13 protein-coding genes and 1 other annotated feature are annotated in these 16,607 nt (G+C 43.3%); of the genes, 12 read left to right on the top strand and 1 reads right to left on the bottom strand.

Annotated features, from left to right (window positions below; genetic code table 11):
• Positions 1–47 precede the first annotated feature (47 nt).
• On the bottom strand, positions 48–1,220 hold the full coding sequence (locus G4407_RS13085) for an MFS transporter (RefSeq protein ID WP_173689216.1): 1,173 nt from the start codon (positions 1,218–1,220) through the stop codon (positions 48–50).
• Between the two features lie 113 nt (positions 1,221–1,333).
• Between G4407_RS13085 and G4407_RS13080 the strand changes: the two genes are divergently transcribed.
• The 12 genes from G4407_RS13080 (at position 1,334) to rpoC (ending at position 16,542) form a co-directional block, all read left to right on the top strand.
• Positions 1,334–2,236 (top strand): AraC family transcriptional regulator, encoded by a 903-nt coding sequence (locus tag G4407_RS13080; protein WP_022220340.1) that lies wholly within the window; start codon positions 1,334–1,336, stop codon positions 2,234–2,236.
• Positions 2,237–2,377: 141 nt separating this feature from the next.
• Positions 2,378–3,628, top strand: a complete 1,251-nt coding sequence (locus tag G4407_RS13075; RefSeq protein WP_173689215.1) for a threonine/serine exporter family protein — start codon at positions 2,378–2,380, stop codon at positions 3,626–3,628.
• Between the two features lie 289 nt (positions 3,629–3,917).
• Positions 3,918–4,067, top strand: coding sequence for a 50S ribosomal protein L33 (rpmG, locus tag G4407_RS13070; protein ID WP_081445272.1), 150 nt, complete (start codon positions 3,918–3,920; stop codon positions 4,065–4,067).
• Between the two features lie 22 nt (positions 4,068–4,089).
• Complete coding sequence (secE, locus tag G4407_RS13065) at positions 4,090–4,302, top strand: preprotein translocase subunit SecE (protein ID WP_173689214.1); 213 nt, start codon at positions 4,090–4,092, stop codon at positions 4,300–4,302.
• A 36-nt stretch (positions 4,303–4,338) separates the two neighbouring features.
• On the top strand, positions 4,339–4,854 hold the full coding sequence (gene nusG, locus G4407_RS13060) for a transcription termination/antitermination protein NusG (protein ID WP_008373482.1): 516 nt from the start codon (positions 4,339–4,341) through the stop codon (positions 4,852–4,854).
• A gap of 70 nt (positions 4,855–4,924) precedes the next feature.
• Entirely contained in the window at positions 4,925–5,353 is a 429-nt protein-coding gene (rplK, locus tag G4407_RS13055) for a 50S ribosomal protein L11 (protein ID WP_055247516.1), read from the top strand.
• 84 nt (positions 5,354–5,437) lie between these two features.
• Positions 5,438–6,130 (top strand): 50S ribosomal protein L1, encoded by a 693-nt coding sequence (gene rplA / locus G4407_RS13050; RefSeq protein WP_008373486.1) that lies wholly within the window; start codon positions 5,438–5,440, stop codon positions 6,128–6,130.
• 213 nt (positions 6,131–6,343) lie between these two features.
• On the top strand, positions 6,344–7,288 hold the full coding sequence (locus tag G4407_RS13045; RefSeq protein ID WP_008373488.1) for an L-lactate dehydrogenase: 945 nt from the start codon (positions 6,344–6,346) through the stop codon (positions 7,286–7,288).
• Between the two features lie 102 nt (positions 7,289–7,390).
• Positions 7,391–7,527, top strand: a sequence feature (ribosomal protein L10 leader region).
• Positions 7,528–7,602: 75 nt separating this feature from the next.
• On the top strand, positions 7,603–8,127 hold the full coding sequence (gene rplJ / locus G4407_RS13040) for a 50S ribosomal protein L10 (RefSeq protein ID WP_022220338.1): 525 nt from the start codon (positions 7,603–7,605) through the stop codon (positions 8,125–8,127).
• An 81-nt stretch (positions 8,128–8,208) separates the two neighbouring features.
• On the top strand, positions 8,209–8,586 hold the full coding sequence (rplL, locus tag G4407_RS13035) for a 50S ribosomal protein L7/L12 (RefSeq protein WP_173689213.1): 378 nt from the start codon (positions 8,209–8,211) through the stop codon (positions 8,584–8,586).
• Between the two features lie 380 nt (positions 8,587–8,966).
• Entirely contained in the window at positions 8,967–12,836 is a 3,870-nt protein-coding gene (rpoB, locus tag G4407_RS13030; protein WP_173689212.1) for a DNA-directed RNA polymerase subunit beta, read from the top strand.
• 13 nt (positions 12,837–12,849) lie between these two features.
• Positions 12,850–16,542: a DNA-directed RNA polymerase subunit beta' gene (gene rpoC / locus G4407_RS13025; protein WP_173689211.1), complete on the top strand. Its 3,693-nt coding sequence runs from the start codon at positions 12,850–12,852 to the stop codon at positions 16,540–16,542.
• Positions 16,543–16,607: the final 65 nt, after the last annotated feature.

Below are 16,607 nucleotides of genomic sequence, written 5' to 3'. Positions count from 1 at the left end.
TGATCAACAGGTGGCTCTTTTTGAAAAATCAAGGTACAGATGATTACCTACTTACATTTTATCAGACCAAGGAGCAGGACGGCCGGAAAAATAATGGCTGCGAAAATCCCGGTTTTCAGACTGCCGCCGGCGTAGGAAGATACCAGACCTGCAAGCGTCGGGCCACCGGAACATCCCAGATCTCCGGCAAGTGCAAGGAGGGCAAACATTGTTGTGCCGCCACGTGGAATAGAGACGGATGCGGTGCTGAAAAGTCCCGGCCACATAATTCCAACGGAGAATCCGCAAAGCGCACATCCAAAAAGGTTCAGCGCAGGAAATGGAAGGATGGAAATACATAAATAGGAAAGGATGCAAAGAATGCAGCTTCCTCTCATGAACAGATCCAGCCGGATCCTGTCTCCATATTTCCCATAAAGCAGCCGGGAAGCCCCCATGCAGGCTGCAAAGGTAAGAGGACCGGCAAGATCGCCGAGTGTTTTGGAAATGTGCAGGCTTGTCTCGGCAAAAGTGGATGCCCATTGGCTGACTGCCTGTTCGCTGGCACCGGCACAGGTCATCATAAGCATTAACATCCAGAAGATTTTAGAGGTGCACAATTCTCTGAGAGAAAGTCCCTGTTCACCTTCTTCGTGAAGGGAGTAGATTGGTGCACTTCTGAAGAGGAAAGTGTTAAATATTGGGATGACAGCCCACATAAGTGCGAGGATTTTCCAGTGCGATATTCCGAAAAACCAGAAAAATGCGGTTGATAACAGAACAACGCCCACATGCCCCCAACAGTAAAAGGAATGCAGGAGACTCATTGCTTTTTCTTTGTTATCAGTAGGGCAGGCTTCAATGATCGGGCTTACCAGTACTTCGAGAAGTCCACCGCCGATCGCATAAATGATAACTGCGATTACAAGTCCGGTATAAGGGGAGGGAAAAACTTCCGGAAGAACGGTGAGTAATATCAGTCCTGCCGCAGAAAGGATATGCGCAATTAAAATCGAAATGCGGTATCCGATCCTGTCGATGAAGAATGCAGATAGAAGATCGACAAACAGCTGAATGATAAAGTTGAGTGTGATCAAAAAGGTAATTCGTTCTAGTGAAATATGGTAATTATTTTGGAAAGTGACAAAAAGAAGAGGAACAAAATTATTTACGATAGCCTGAACGATGTAACCAATAAAACAAGCGTAGATGGTCTGCATACAATTTGTGTTTTTTTTCATTTCTTAAAAGCTCCTTTCAAAATAGCACTATATCATATTGGAGGGGTGGATGTCTTGACGAATATCGCAAAAATATAGTACAATATCTTCAAAACACAAAAGGTATAATGAAAATGCAAATAACAGAGATAATAACAGATGAAACACTGAGGGAAATACGTGAACACGGAACGCCGGAGTTTCCTTTTGAATATTATCTGGATGATATCGATGAAATTGGTCAGGGTTATGTTGAATGGCACTGGCATAATGAGATTGAATGGGCATGGGTTGAATCTGGAAAAGTAATCTGCAGGATTGGAAATGAAAAGATTATCCTTGAAGCGGGGGAGGGGATTTTTATAAACAGCAGAGTGATCCACCGCTTTGAAACACCGGGTGGTGCGCTTATGCCAAATATCCTGCACGCTCCAGAGCTGCTTGCTGCGCGGGAAAGTGCAATTTATCAAAAATATGTTAGTCCTGTAATTACATATGGTAAAGAATATGTGATTTTGGAAAAAGAAAAAAATAGTGGTATATTAAGTCTGCTGGATGAGATATACAAAGATGCCGGAAAGGAAATGCTTAGAAAAGAACTGATTATACAGAACAAGATCAGCAGATTATGGGATGAATTGTTTGAAGAAGTTCCGGATATTGTACAGAGAGAGTCCCGGAATAAGAATCTCCTTTTACAGTCGCGGCTCAGAGAGATGATGCAGTTTATAGAAAACCATTATAAAGAACGAATTTCTTTGGAAAGGCTGGCAGCGGAAGCGAACATTAGTAAAAGTGAAGCCCTTCGATGCTTTAAGCGTGGAATAGGGACGACTCCGGTGAAATATTTGATCGATTACAGGCTGGAGAGGGCAAAAGAATTATTGTGTAAGACGAATGATACGGTTATTCGGGTTGCCGCAGATGTGGGAATAGATAATACAAGTTATTTTGTAAGAATATTTAAGAAAATGTATGGGATGACACCAGGAGCATTCCGGGAAGAAGAAGGACTGAAAAAGGCTGGAGAAAAATAACATATTAGAAGAAATTCTCCGAATTTAGTTGACTTTTTGATACATCATGATATCATTACTTCGTATGGCTGAAGTGTTCGGGAGGGCGGAACAACTGGCTTTGTAAGAAGAACAAAAGAGAGAGGTTTTGGGAAAAGGAAAATGAATGTGAAATACGATTACGAGAGAATTGTACAGGGGATCCTGGACATTGGGGAGGCTATGATTAGATGTGGAGCGGAGAACTTTCGTCTGCAGGACAGTCTGTACCGTATTTGCAGAAGTTATGGATTTGTAAAGTATGATATTTTTGTTATACCAAGCAATATCCAGATTACGGCAGAGACACCGGAAGGGCAGATTATTACACAGATCCGGCTGGTAGAAATAGGGGAATGTGACTTTGACAAGCTGGATTATCTGAATAATCTGTGCCGTAAAGTCTGTAAAGAAAAGCCGGATGCAAAAGAAATGAGAAGACAGTTTGAAGAGGTGATGGGAAGACCGGAACAGAAGTGGTACACCCATTATGCGGCCGGTATTTTAGGTGGTACCGGATTCGCGGTATTCTTTGGATGTAATATAAGGGATGCGATCATTGCGGTGATCGTATCAATTGTGATCGTTGCAGCAGGGAACTGGCTGGCTGAACGTGAGAAGAACCTGCTGGCATATAACCTGATCTTATCGTTTATTGCAGAGATGATCATTCTGTTGTCTGTTAAATTTGGATTTGCGGATCATGAGGAGCGGATCATGATCGGAATTGTCATGCTCCTGATCAGTGGACTGAGTACGACGAACGGAATCCGTGATCTGCTTCAGAAAGACTTTATCTCCGGATCAATCAATATCATGAATTCCATGCTTGGTGCTTCCGGAATCGCATTTGGTACGGCGATACCGATGATTCTTTTTGGCGGTGTAGAGGCGGAAGGATTTATCCTTACTCCGAATCTGATCGTACAGCTGATTTCCTGTACCGCAGCCTGCGTGGGATTTGCACTGTGGTTTAAGATCCGGGGAATGCAGGTGGTTTACTGTGGAATCGGAGCATTTTTTACATGGCTGATTTATGCACTTGTTTATGAGGCGCGTCCAAGTAACTTCCTTGCAACTACAATTGCGGCGACATTCGTTGCATTCTATGCATTTATTATGTCGCGGATAAATAAAGCACCATCAACAATTTTCCTGACAGCATCTGTATTCCCGCTGATTCCTGGACCGAATCTGTACTATGTAATGTATGCATGCGTAAGCGGGAATATGCATATGCTCCTGGAACAGACGATCACACTTTTTGCAACCTGCGTTGCAATTGCATTTGGATTTAACTTTGTAGATATCGCATCAAGAACTATCATGCGTGGTATGAAGGTAGAATATCACATTGGAAAAAGTGACAGGTAAATAAGAAGTTTCAGCCGCGGATTTCATTCTGCGGCTGAAATTTTAGCCTGTGTGCCGGGAATATGCCTGGATGAGAGCGGATTCCGGAGTCCGAAGGCTTTCACAAAAAATTATTTAATTTCTTGACTTTATACTTTCGGTATGGTACACTAACCTAGCGAATGGAAGTATAGGTCTTTTTTTTTATGCCTATTTTTAACAAAGAAAGTTTCAGGCGTGAAGCTTTCACGACAGCCTCGCAAGCTGTCATGCAACTAAAAATTAGAACATAAAAAGCGAGGTGGAAGTTGTGCGTACAAGAATTACACTGGAATGTACAGAATGCAAGCATCGTAACTACAACATGACAAAGGATAAGAAGTCTCATCCGGAACGCATGGAAACAAAGAAATACTGTAGATTCTGCAAATCACACACATTACACAAAGAGACGAAATAGTCGTTGAAGGGAAGTGAATGTTATGGGCGAATCTAAAGACAAAGCGAAGGCAAAAGAGAAGAAAACTCCTTTCTTCAAAGGTCTGAAAGCTGAGTTTAATAAGATTATCTGGCCAGACAAAACCACACTTACCAAACAGACAGCTGCGGTCGTAGTTGTTTCCGTTATCTTAGGAGCGATTATCACGATCTGTGATATCCTGGTAAAATTCGGGGTAGATTTATTAGTTAGATAAGATACTGATAAATGGTAATGCAGGAAAGGTGAGTTTATGGCAGAAGCAAAATGGTATGTTGTGCATACCTATTCAGGGTATGAGAACAAGGTAAAGGCCAACATTGACAAGACGATCGAGAACCGTCATCTGGAAGATGAGATCCTTGAGGTCCGTGTTCCGATGCAGGAAGTTGTCGAATTGAAGAACGGCGTACAGAAAGCGTCTCAGAAAAAGATGTTTCCGGGATATGTTCTGATCCACATGATCATGAACGATGATACCTGGTATGTAGTACGAAACACAAGAGGTGTTACAGGATTTGTAGGTCCTGGATCCAAACCGGTTCCGCTTACAGATGAAGAGATGGCACCACTTGGTATCCAGAAAGAAGACATCGTGGTAGATTTTGAAGAAGGAGATACTGTGACAGTAACAGGCGGAGCCTGGGAAGGAACAGTCGGCATGATTCAGACTATCAATATGGCTAAGCAGAGCCTGACGATCAATGTTGATTTATTCGGCCGCGAAACGCCGGTAGAAATCAGTTTCGCAGAAGTCAAAAAAATGTAACTTTATGCGCAGTGCATAATGAACACGTGGGAGGGAAATCCCCGCAAATACCACAAGGAGGTACTTTAAAATGGCAAAAAAAGTTTCAGGTTATATCAAATTACAGATTCCAGCTGGAAAGGCTACTCCGGCTCCACCGGTTGGTCCTGCTCTTGGACAGCACGGTGTAAATATCGTTGAATTTACAAAACAGTTCAACGCAAAGACAGCTGATCAGGGAGATCTGATCATTCCTGTAGTAATTACAGTTTACAGTGACAGAAGTTTCAGCTTCGTTACAAAGACTCCTCCGGCAGCAGTTCTTATTAAGAAAGCCTGCAACCTTAAATCTGGTTCAGGTGTTCCGAACAAGACAAAAGTTGCTAAGATTACAAAAGCTCAGGTAAAGGAAATCGCAGAACTTAAGATGCCAGACCTGAACGCTGCATCCGTAGAATCAGCTATGAGCATGATCGAAGGAACATGCCGCAGCATGGGTGTAACTGTAGTAGAGGACTAATTCAGACTGCATAAGCAGAATGTAAGGAAACTGAAAAAATACGTGGGAGGGAATTCCCGTAATCACCACTAGGAGGTATTTAGAATGAAAAGAGGAAAGAAATACGTAGAAGCTGCAAAGTTAATCGACAGAGCAACTCTCTATGATAGAGATGAAGCGATCGCACTTGTTAAGAAGAGCGCGACAGCTAAATTTGATGAAACAATCGAAGCTCATATCAGAACAGGATGTGACGGACGTCATGCAGATCAGCAGATCCGTGGCGCTGTAGTTCTTCCGCACGGAACTGGTAAAAAGGTTCGTATCCTTGTATTTGCTAAGGACGCTAAAGCTGAAGAAGCTAAAGCAGCCGGAGCAGATTACGTAGGTGGAGATGAACTCATTCCGAAGATCCAGAATGAAAACTGGTTCGAATTCGATGTAGTTGTAGCTACACCGGATATGATGGGTGTTGTTGGACGTCTCGGACGTGTACTTGGACCAAAAGGTTTAATGCCAAACCCGAAGGCTGGTACAGTAACAATGGACGTTACAAAAGCTATCAACGAAATCAAAGCTGGTAAGATTGAGTACAGATTGGACAAGACAAATATCATCCATGTACCAGTAGGAAAAGCTTCTTTCACTGAAGAACAGCTTGCTGACAACTTCCAGACGCTTATCGATGCGATTAACAAAGCTAAACCGGCAGCAGTAAAGGGTCAGTATCTTAAGAGTGTGACACTTACTTCTACAATGGGACCTGGTGTAAAGATCAACCCAATGAAGCTTGCTTAATCAGTATTGAATAAATGTAAATAATAGAGACACCGTATGCGGAGTGATCCGGTACGGTGTCTTTTTGCGCAGCAAGAAACCTAACAAACAGTATTCTGTATACATTGTGCATTTTTTGACGAACAATGCATGAAAACATTGAAAACAGGGGAAAATAATGATAACCTATGCCTGTGAAAAAAATATCAAGTAATTAAAAGGAGGCACTTTGTCATGGTTAATATTCAAAAGGCAGCAATTATCGGATGTGGGTTTGTAGGAGCGTCCTCTGCGTTCAGTTTACTTCAGAAAGGGATTTTTTCCGAACTGGTACTGATCGATGCGAATAAAGAAAAAGCAGAAGGGGAGGCAATGGACATCAGCCATGGTAGACCATATGCACACCCGATGAAAATATATGCGGGATCTTATGATGATATCAGTGATTGTTCATTGATCATCATTACAGCTGGAGCAAATCAGAAACCGGGAGAGACAAGACTGGATCTGGTACACAAAAATGTAGCAATTTTCAAATCGATTATTCCGGAAATCACAAAACGCGGATTTGAAGGAATCCTGCTTGTTGTAGCAAATCCGGTGGATATTCTGACTTATGCGGCACTTAAGATTTCCGGATATCCGAAGGAAAGAGTATTCGGAAGCGGAACTGTTCTGGATACTGCGAGATTTCGTTATCTGTTAAGTGAACATCTTCAGGTTGCGAGCCGGAGCGTACATGCCAATATCATCGGAGAGCATGGAGACAGTGAGCTTGCTGTATGGAGCGGGGCAAATGTAGCGGGAATTCCAATCAATGATTTCTGTGAACTTCGCGGACATTATCAACATCAGGAATCTATGGAAAGAATTTATAAGACTGTGCGGGACAGCGCTTATGATATTATCCAGAAAAAAGGTGCAACCTATTATGGTGTGGCAATGGCAGTTGCGAGAATTGCAGAAAGCATTGTTATGAATGAAAATGCGGTTCTTCCTGTCACGAGTCTGATGGAGGGAGAATACGGACTGGAAGGACTCTGTATCAGTGTTCCGACCATAGTTTCGCAGAAAGGTGCAGAAAAAGTTCTTGAGATTCCACTGAGCGATGAAGAAAAAGAAAAATTGCTTTCATCTGCAAAAGAATTGAAGGAAGTGCTGGATGGTCTGGACTTATAATAGAAGAAACTGGATAAAATTGAAAAAATAAAAATTAAAAAAATAAAAATATAAAAATTAAAAAAATAAAAATTACACTTGACTTTCTGGTAAACGTATGCTATATTTACGAAGTAACTGCCGAAGACAGTAGGTGCCGTAAGGCATAAGGGTCAAAACGCCTACCGAGGAAGACAAGATTCATTAGATTTGAATTTGTAAACCTCTGTGCTTTGGCGCGGAGGTTTTTTAGCGCATGATTGCGTGATATGAAAGTCCCCGCTGGGACCGAGACTTTCTGGCAGTTGAAAATACTACAAGGAGGTGCACCATTCGTGGCAAAAGTTGAATTAAAACAACCTATCGTACAGGCAATCGTTGAAGATCTCACAGATGCTCAGTCAGCAGTCATCGTTAACTACTGTGGACTTACAGTAGCTCAGGACACTGAACTTCGTAAACAGCTGAGAGAAGCAGGTGTTATCTACAAAGTTTGCAAGAACACAATGATGAAGAGAGCTTTTGAAGGAACAGATTTCGCACAGCTTGACGAATATCTGGAAGGACCGAACGCTATTGCAATTTCTAAAGAAGATGCAACAGCACCGGCAAGAATCATCTGCAATTTCGCTAAGAAAGCAGAAGCTCTTGAGGTAAAAGCAGGTGTAGTTGAAGGCTCAGTATATGACGCAGCTGGTATTCAGGAACTTTCTAAGATTCCGTCAAGAGAAGTACTGCTGTCCAAATTACTTGGAAGCTTACAGTCACCTATTACAAACCTTGCCCGTGTTCTTAATCAGATCGCAGAACAGGGTGATGCTCCGGCAGAAGCTGAAGCAGAAGCACCGGCAGCAGAGTAATCTGTACCGGAATCCCATCCGAGTGTGGGAACAGTAAGAGGCGAAAGAGCCAAACATTAAAATCAAATGGAGGAAAATAAAATGGCAAAATTAACAACAGCAGAATTTATTGAAGCTATCAAAGAATTATCTGTACTTGAATTAAATGACTTAGTTAAAGCATGTGAAGAAGAATTTGGTGTATCCGCAGCAGCAGGTGTTGTAGTAGCAGCAGCTGGAGCAGAAGGCGGAGCAGCAGCAGAAGAAAAAGATGAGTTCGATGTAGAACTTGTATCTGCTGGAGCATCTAAAGTTAAAGTTATCAAGGTTGTTCGTGAAGTAACAGGTCTTGGACTTAAAGAAGCTAAAGAATTAGTTGACGGAGCACCGAAGGTAGTTAAAGAAGGCGCTTCTAAAGCTGAAGCTGAAGAAATCAAAGCTAAACTTGAAGCTGAAGGAGCAGAAGTTAACCTTAAGTAATTTTGGTTATCACACTGTGAATGACAAGAGCGTATCGCGCAGGATTTCCTGCAGTGATACGCTCTTTTGATTTTTTGTACGTTTCTGCGGTATGCATAAAATGATGATACCAGGATCAAAAGGTCAGAAAGCCGATGCGAGCTTGCTTGTGAGAGCACAAAGCACGTACCAATCCGGTATCAAAGGGGGCGAAAGTAAATTTTGCCACTTACATTATAAAATACAATAAAAATACAATTCTTTAGAAAGTTAGACTTGACAATCAAGAAAAACCTGTGGTAAAGTAAAAAATGCGCTATTGTGGAAACGTATGCCATAAGTGCGCCCTGAATAAGGCGGAAATAACCCGAAAATTTATCATATAAGGAGTGAAACGTCAAATGGAGAAAAACAGAATTCGTCCCATCACAAACGGAAAAAGTATGCGCATGAGCTATTCCCGGCAAAAAGAAGTACTCCAAATGCCTAATTTGATCGAAGTTCAGACCGACTCTTACAAATGGTTCCTGGATGAAGGATTAAAAGAAGTATTTGATGATATTTCTCCGATTACCGATTACAGCGGACATCTGAGCCTGGAATTTGTCGACTTTACATTGTGCACAGATGAAACCAAGTACACAATCGAGGAATGTAAAGAACGCGATGCTACTTATGCTGCACCGCTTAAAGTGAAGGTAAGACTTCACAACAAAGAGACAGATGAGATCAATGAACATGAGATCTTTATGGGTGATTTACCGATCATGACAAGAACCGGTACCTTTGTAATCAATGGTGCGGAACGTGTTATTGTCAGCCAGTTGGTGCGTTCACCTGGTATTTATTATGGAATTGCGCATGATAAACTTGGTAAAGAATTATACTCTTGCACCGTTATCCCGAACAGGGGTGCATGGCTTGAATATGAGACGGACTCCAATGACGTTTTCTATGTCCGTGTGGACAGAACCCGTAAGGTGCCGATCACAGTCCTGATCCGTGCACTTGGTATTGGAACGAATGCTGAGATTATCGATCTTTTTGGCGAAGAGCCAAAGATCCTTGCAAGTTTCACAAAAGATACTTCAGAGAACTATCAGGAAGGTCTTCTTGAATTATATAAGAAGATCCGTCCGGGTGAACCACTTGCTGTAGACAGTGCAGAAAGTCTGATCACCAGCATGTTCTTTGACCCGAGACGTTATGACCTTGCAAAGGTTGGACGTTATAAATTTAATAAGAAGCTTATGCTCAAGAACCGTATCACAGGTCACACGCTGGCTGAAGACGTAGTAAGCCCGATGACAGGTGAAGTAATTGCAGAAGCAGGAGCTGTCGTTGACAGAGAACTTGCAGATGCTATCCAGAATGCAGCTGTTCCGTATGTGTGGATCGCAAGAGAAGAAAGTGACCGTAATATCAAAGTACTTTCTAATATGATGGTAGATCTCAAGGCTGTATGTGGAATTGATCCGGAAGAAGTTGGCGTAACTGAACTGGTATACTATCCGGTACTTGCTGAACTCCTGGAAGAGACAGCCGGAGATATCGATGAGCTGAAAGAAGCAATTCATAAGAATATTCATGAACTGATTCCGAAGCATATTACAAAAGAAGACATTATGGCGTCTATCAACTACAATATGCATCTTGAATATGGAATTGGTAAAGATGATGATATTGACCACTTGGGTAACAGACGTATCCGTGCGGTTGGAGAACTTCTCCAGAATCAGTACAGAATCGGTCTTTCAAGACTGGAAAGAGTTGTTCGTGAAAGAATGACAACACAGGATCTGGAAGGCATTTCGCCACAGTCACTGATCAATATCAAGCCTGTAACTGCTGCTGTTAAAGAGTTCTTCGGATCATCACAGCTGTCACAGTTCATGGATCAGAATAACCCACTTGGTGAACTGACTCACAAGAGACGTCTTTCCGCACTTGGTCCTGGTGGACTTTCCCGTGACCGTGCCGGATTCGAGGTCCGTGACGTTCACTACTCACATTACGGAAGAATGTGTCCAATCGAGACACCTGAAGGACCGAACATCGGTCTGATCAACTCTCTTGCATGTTATGCAAGAATCAATGAGTACGGATTTGTAGAAGCTCCGTACCGTAAGATTGACAAGACAGATCCGCAGAATCCGGTTGTAACCGAAGAAGTTGTATATATGACTGCGGATGAAGAAGATAATTATCATGTAGCACAGGCGAATGAGCCTCTGGATGAAGAAGGACATTTCGTTCATAAGAATGTATCCGGACGTTATCGTGATGAGACTCAGGAATACGAGAGAAGAATGTTCGATTACATGGACGTATCTCCGAAGATGGTATTCTCTGTTGCTACAGCACTGATTCCGTTCCTGCAGAACGATGATGCGAACCGTGCGCTGATGGGATCCAACATGCAGCGTCAGGCAGTACCGCTTCTTACTACAGAAGCTCCGGTAGTCGGAACAGGTATGGAAGTAAAATCTGCTGTCGACTCAGGTGTATGTGTCGTTGCAGAAGAAGGTGGTATTGTTGAGAGATCAACATCTACCGAAATCACAATCAAACAGGATGACAAGACAAGAAAGACTTACAAGCTGACCAAATTCCTGCGAAGCAACCAGAGCAACTGCTACAACCAGAGACCGATCGTTGTCAAAGGTGAGAGAGTTGAAAAGGGACAGGTAATCGCAGACGGACCGTCTACATCTAATGGTGAGATGGCTCTTGGTAAGAACCCGTTGATCGGATTCATGACCTGGGAAGGTTACAACTACGAGGATGCTGTACTTCTTAGTGAACGTCTTGTACAGAATGATGTTTACACATCTGTTCATATCGAAGAATATGAAGCAGAAGCCCGTGATACAAAGCTCGGACCAGAAGAAATTACACGTGATATTCCAGGCGTAGGTGATGATGCACTGAAAGATCTGGATGAGAGAGGTATTATCCGTATCGGTGCTGAGGTTCGTGCAGGAGATATTCTTGTCGGCAAGGTTACTCCGAAGGGAGAGACAGAACTGACAGCAGAGGAAAGACTTCTTCGTGCAATCTTTGGAGAAAAAGCTCGTGAAGTAAGAGATACTTCTCTGAAAGTACCTCATGGTGAATACGGTATCGTTGTAGATGCGAAAGTATTTACAAGAGAAAATGGAGATGAACTTTCACCGGGAGTTAACCAGGCAGTCCGTATCTACATCGCACAGAAGAGAAAGATCTCTGTAGGTGATAAGATGGCCGGACGTCATGGTAACAAGGGTGTTGTTTCCCGTGTACTTCCTGTAGAAGATATGCCGTTCCTTCCGAACGGACGTCCGCTTGACATCGTGCTGAACCCACTGGGTGTACCATCACGTATGAACATCGGACAGGTACTGGAGATCCACCTTTCTCTGGCTGCCAAAGCACTTGGATTCAACATCGCAACACCAGTATTTGATGGTGCAAACGAGGTTGATATTATGGATACCCTGGATCTGGCGAACGATTATGTTAACCTGTCCTGGGAAGAATTTGAAGCAAGACATAAAGAAGAACTTCTTCCGGAAGTTATGGATTATCTGTATGAGAACAGAGACCACAGAGCACTGTGGAAAGGCGTTCCGCTTTCAAGAGACGGTAAAGTAAGACTGAGAGACGGTCGTACTGGAGAATATTTCGACAGCCCGGTAACAATCGGACACATGCATTATCTGAAACTGCATCACCTGGTTGATGATAAGATCCATGCACGTTCAACCGGTCCTTACTCACTGGTAACACAGCAGCCACTTGGTGGTAAAGCACAGTTCGGTGGACAGCGTTTCGGAGAGATGGAGGTTTGGGCACTGGAAGCTTACGGTGCATCTTATACTCTGCAGGAAATCCTGACAGTTAAATCCGATGATGTGGTTGGACGTGTGAAGACATACGAAGCAATCATCAAAGGTGAAAATATTCCTGAACCGGGAATTCCGGAATCCTTCAAGGTACTTCTTAAAGAACTTCAGTCACTCGGTCTGGATGTACGTGTCCTGGATGAGAACAATGAAGAGGTTCAGATCATGGAAAGTGTAGATTACGGTGATACAAACCTGAATCACATTATTGAAGGAGACAGACGCTACAATAACGACGAAGACTACGGCAAACACGGATACAGCAAGCAGGAATTCTCAGAAGGAGAGCTGGTTGATGTAGAAGATGAGCCGGAGGAAGATGACAGCTTCGACGATTTTGATGGCGATATGAACGATGATTTTGATGACGACATGGATTTAGAATAGGAGGATGCCGAGAATGACAGAAACAAAAAAAGAACCAACGTATCAACCGATTTCATTTGATGCGATTAAAATAGGTCTGGCATCTCCGGAAAAGATTCTGGAATGGTCAAGAGGTGAAGTTACAAAACCGGAGACAATCAACTACAGAACACTCAAGCCGGAAAGAGACGGTCTGTTCTGTGAGAAAATCTTCGGACCTAGCAAAGACTGGGAATGCCACTGTGGTAAATACAAAAAGATCCGTTATAAAGGTGTTGTATGCGACCGCTGTGGTGTAGAAGTAACAAAAGCAACTGTGCGACGTGAACGTATGGGTCACATCGCACTTGCGGCACCGGTTTCTCATATCTGGTATTTCAAAGGTATTCCGAGCCGTATGGGACTGATCCTGGATCTTTCACCGAGAACTCTGGAAAAAGTACTGTATTTCGCTTCTTATATCGTACTTGATAAGGGAGAGACAGATCTCTCTTACAAGCAGGTTCTTTCAGAAGCAGAATACCAGGAAGCAAGAGAAAACTGGGGCAATGGTTTCCGCGTAGGAATGGGAGCAGAAGCGATCAAAGAACTTCTCGAAGCAATCGATCTTGAAAAAGATTATGCTGAACTGCAGGCAGGACTTGAGGGTGCTACCGGACAGAAGAGAGCAAGAATCGTTAAGAGACTTGAAGTAGTAGAAGCTTTCCGTGAATCAGGAAACAAACCGGAATGGATGATCATGACTGCAATCCCGGTAATTCCGCCGGATCTGCGTCCGATGGTACAGTTGGATGGTGGACGTTTTGCAACATCTGACCTGAATGATCTGTACAGAAGAATTATCAACAGAAATAACCGTCTAAGAAGACTCCTTGAACTGGGAGCTCCGGACATTATCGTTAGAAACGAAAAGAGAATGCTGCAGGAAGCTGTAGATGCTCTGATCGACAATGGACGTCGTGGACGTCCGGTAACAGGTCCTGGAAACAGAGCACTGAAATCCCTTTCTGATATGCTGAAAGGTAAATCAGGACGTTTCCGTCAGAACCTGCTCGGAAAACGTGTTGACTACTCAGGACGTTCCGTTATCGTTGTAGGACCGGAACTGAAGATCTATCAGTGCGGTCTTCCGAAAGAAATGGCAATCGAGCTGTTCAAGCCGTTTGTTATGAAAGAACTTGTTGAGAGCGGAGCTGCTCACAACATTAAGAATGCTAAGAAAATGGTAGAACGTCTTCAGCCGGAAGTATGGGATGTGCTTGAAGATGTAATCAAAGAGCATCCGGTTATGCTGAACCGTGCCCCTACACTTCACCGTCTTGGTATCCAGGCATTTGAACCGATCCTGGTAGAGGGTAAAGCAATCAAGCTTCATCCACTGGTATGTACAGCGTTCAACGCCGATTTCGATGGTGACCAGATGGCGGTTCATCTTCCGCTTTCTGTAGAAGCACAGGCAGAATGCCGTTTCCTTCTGCTTTCACCAAACAACCTTCTGAAACCGTCTGATGGTGGTCCGGTAGCTGTACCTTCACAGGATATGGTCCTTGGTATCTACTATCTGACACAGGAAAGACCTGGTGCAAAGGGAGAAGGCAAAGTATTCAAGAGTGTCAATGAAGCAATTCTTGCTTATGAGAACGGAGTTGTTACTCTTCACTCAAGAATCAAAGTACGTGTGACAAAGACAATGCCGGATGGAACAAAGAAGACCGGTACAGTAGAGTCTACACTTGGACGTTTCATCTTCAACGAAATCATTCCGCAGGATCTTGGCTTTGTTGATCGTGAAAAAGAAGGAAATGAACTGGTTCTTGAAGTGGATTTCCATGTAGGAAAGAAACAGCTGAAACAGATTCTTGAAAAAGTTATTAACACACATGGTGCATCAGCTACAGCTGAAGTACTTGACCATGTAAAATCAATGGGATACAAGCTCTCTACAAGAGCAGCTATGACTGTATCTATTTCAGATATGACTGTACCGCCACAGAAACCGGAACTGATCGCAAGAGCACAGTCAACGGTTGATAAGATCACACGTAACTTCAAGCGTGGTCTTATTACAGAAGAAGAGCGTTACAAAGAGGTTGTAGAAACCTGGAAAGAAACAGATGATGAGCTTACAGAAGCCCTTCTTACCGGACTTGATAAATACAACAATATCTTCATGATGGCGGATTCCGGAGCCCGTGGATCTGATAAACAGATCAAACAGCTTGCAGGTATGCGTGGACTTATGGCGGATACAACCGGTCACACGATCGAGCTGCCTATCAAGTCAAACTTCCGTGAAGGTCTGGACGTACTGGAATACTTCATGTCTGCGCATGGAGCTCGAAAAGGTATGTCAGATACTGCCCTTCGTACAGCCGATTCAGGATACCTGACAAGACGTCTTGTTGACGTATCACAGGATCTGATCATCCGTGAGGTTGACTGTGTAAGCAAGGATGCTGAAATTCCGGGAATGTATCTGCATGCATTCATGGATGGAAATGAAGAAATCGAAAGTCTTCAGGAACGTATTACAGGAAGATATTCATGCTATACAATCTGTGACAAAGATGGCAATGTGCTTGTAAAAGCAAACCACATGATCACACCAAAACGTGCAGAAAAGATCATGAAATACGGTGTGGATGAAAATGGAAATTCACCGCTTAAGAAAGTGAAAGTCCGTACAATCCTGACCTGTAAATCACACATCGGTATTTGTGCGAAATGTTATGGTGCCAACATGGCAACAGGTGAACCTGTACAGGTTGGTGAAGCTGTCGGTATTATCGCAGCTCAGTCAATCGGTGAACCTGGTACACAGCTGACCATGCGTACTTTCCATAGTGGTGGTGTAGCCGGTGGAGATATCACACAGGGTCTTCCTCGTGTCGAAGAACTTTTTGAAGCAAGAAAGCCGAAAGGTCTTGCTATTATCACAGAAATCGCAGGTGTTGCAAACCTGAACGATACAAAGAAGAAGCGTGAAATCATCGTTACCAATCAGCAGACAGGTGAGACAAAGACTTATCTGATTCCTTATGGATCACGTATTAAAGTACAGGATGGAGCTGTTCTGGAAGCCGGTGACGAGCTTACAGAAGGTAGCGTGAACCCGCATGACCTTCTTAAGATCAAAGGTCTTCGTGCTGCACAGGACTATATGCTTCAGGAAGTACAGAGAGTATACCGTCTGCAGGGTGTAGAAATCAACGATAAGCATATCGAAGTTATCGTTCGTCAGATGCTGAAGAAAATCCGCATCGAAGAAAGAGGAGATACGGAATTCCTTCCGGGAACAATGGTAGATGTCCTTGAGTTCAACGATGTAAATGAACAGATGGTAGCAGAAGGTAAAGAGCCTGCAACAGGAGAACAGATCATGCTTGGTATTACCAAGGCATCCCTGGCAACAGATTCCTTCCTGTCAGCTGCATCCTTCCAGGAGACAACCAAGGTTCTGACTGAGGCTGCTATCAAAGGTAAGGTTGACCACCTGATCGGTCTGAAAGAGAACGTCATTATCGGTAAACTGATTCCGGCAGGAACAGGTATGAGAAAATACCGTGACGTTAAGCTTGATACAGGTCTTGGTATGGATATGGACGACGAAATCAGTTTTGATGATTTTGATATGGATGATGATGCTGAGCCTGAAGCACCGGCAGAGACAGCAGAAACTGTTGAAACCGAAGAAAATGCTGACGAAACAGTTACAGTTGAAGAATAGGCTTTATATGCTAAGAGAGGCAGATACGTTGAAAGGCGTGTCTGCTTTTCTTGCTTTAAAGACAT

The organism is Allocoprococcus comes, assembly GCF_013300725.1.
Classification (GTDB): Bacteria; Bacillota; Clostridia; order Lachnospirales; family Lachnospiraceae; genus Allocoprococcus; species Allocoprococcus comes_A.
Note: the sequence above shows the minus strand (reverse complement) of the source record. Positions and strands in the feature narration are given on the sequence as shown.

Bases quoted from the DNA above. Each gene is read 5' to 3' on its own strand.
- secE (WP_173689214.1), top strand. From the start codon at position 4,090: ATGGGCGAATCTAAAGACAAAGCGAAGGCAAAAGAGAAGAAAACTCCT.
- rplL (WP_173689213.1), top strand. From the start codon at position 8,209: ATGGCAAAATTAACAACAGCAGAATTTATTGAAGCTATCAAAGAATTA.
- G4407_RS13075 (WP_173689215.1), top strand. From the start codon at position 2,378: ATGAATGTGAAATACGATTACGAGAGAATTGTACAGGGGATCCTGGAC.
- rpoB (WP_173689212.1), top strand. From the start codon at position 8,967: ATGGAGAAAAACAGAATTCGTCCCATCACAAACGGAAAAAGTATGCGC.
- rplA (WP_008373486.1), top strand. From the start codon at position 5,438: ATGAAAAGAGGAAAGAAATACGTAGAAGCTGCAAAGTTAATCGACAGA.
- G4407_RS13085 (WP_173689216.1), bottom strand. From the start codon at position 1,220: ATGAAAAAAAACACAAATTGTATGCAGACCATCTACGCTTGTTTTATT.
- nusG (WP_008373482.1), top strand. From the start codon at position 4,339: ATGGCAGAAGCAAAATGGTATGTTGTGCATACCTATTCAGGGTATGAG.
- G4407_RS13080 (WP_022220340.1), top strand. From the start codon at position 1,334: ATGCAAATAACAGAGATAATAACAGATGAAACACTGAGGGAAATACGT.
- rplK (WP_055247516.1), top strand. From the start codon at position 4,925: ATGGCAAAAAAAGTTTCAGGTTATATCAAATTACAGATTCCAGCTGGA.
- G4407_RS13045 (WP_008373488.1), top strand. From the start codon at position 6,344: ATGGTTAATATTCAAAAGGCAGCAATTATCGGATGTGGGTTTGTAGGA.
- rpoC (WP_173689211.1), top strand. From the start codon at position 12,850: ATGACAGAAACAAAAAAAGAACCAACGTATCAACCGATTTCATTTGAT.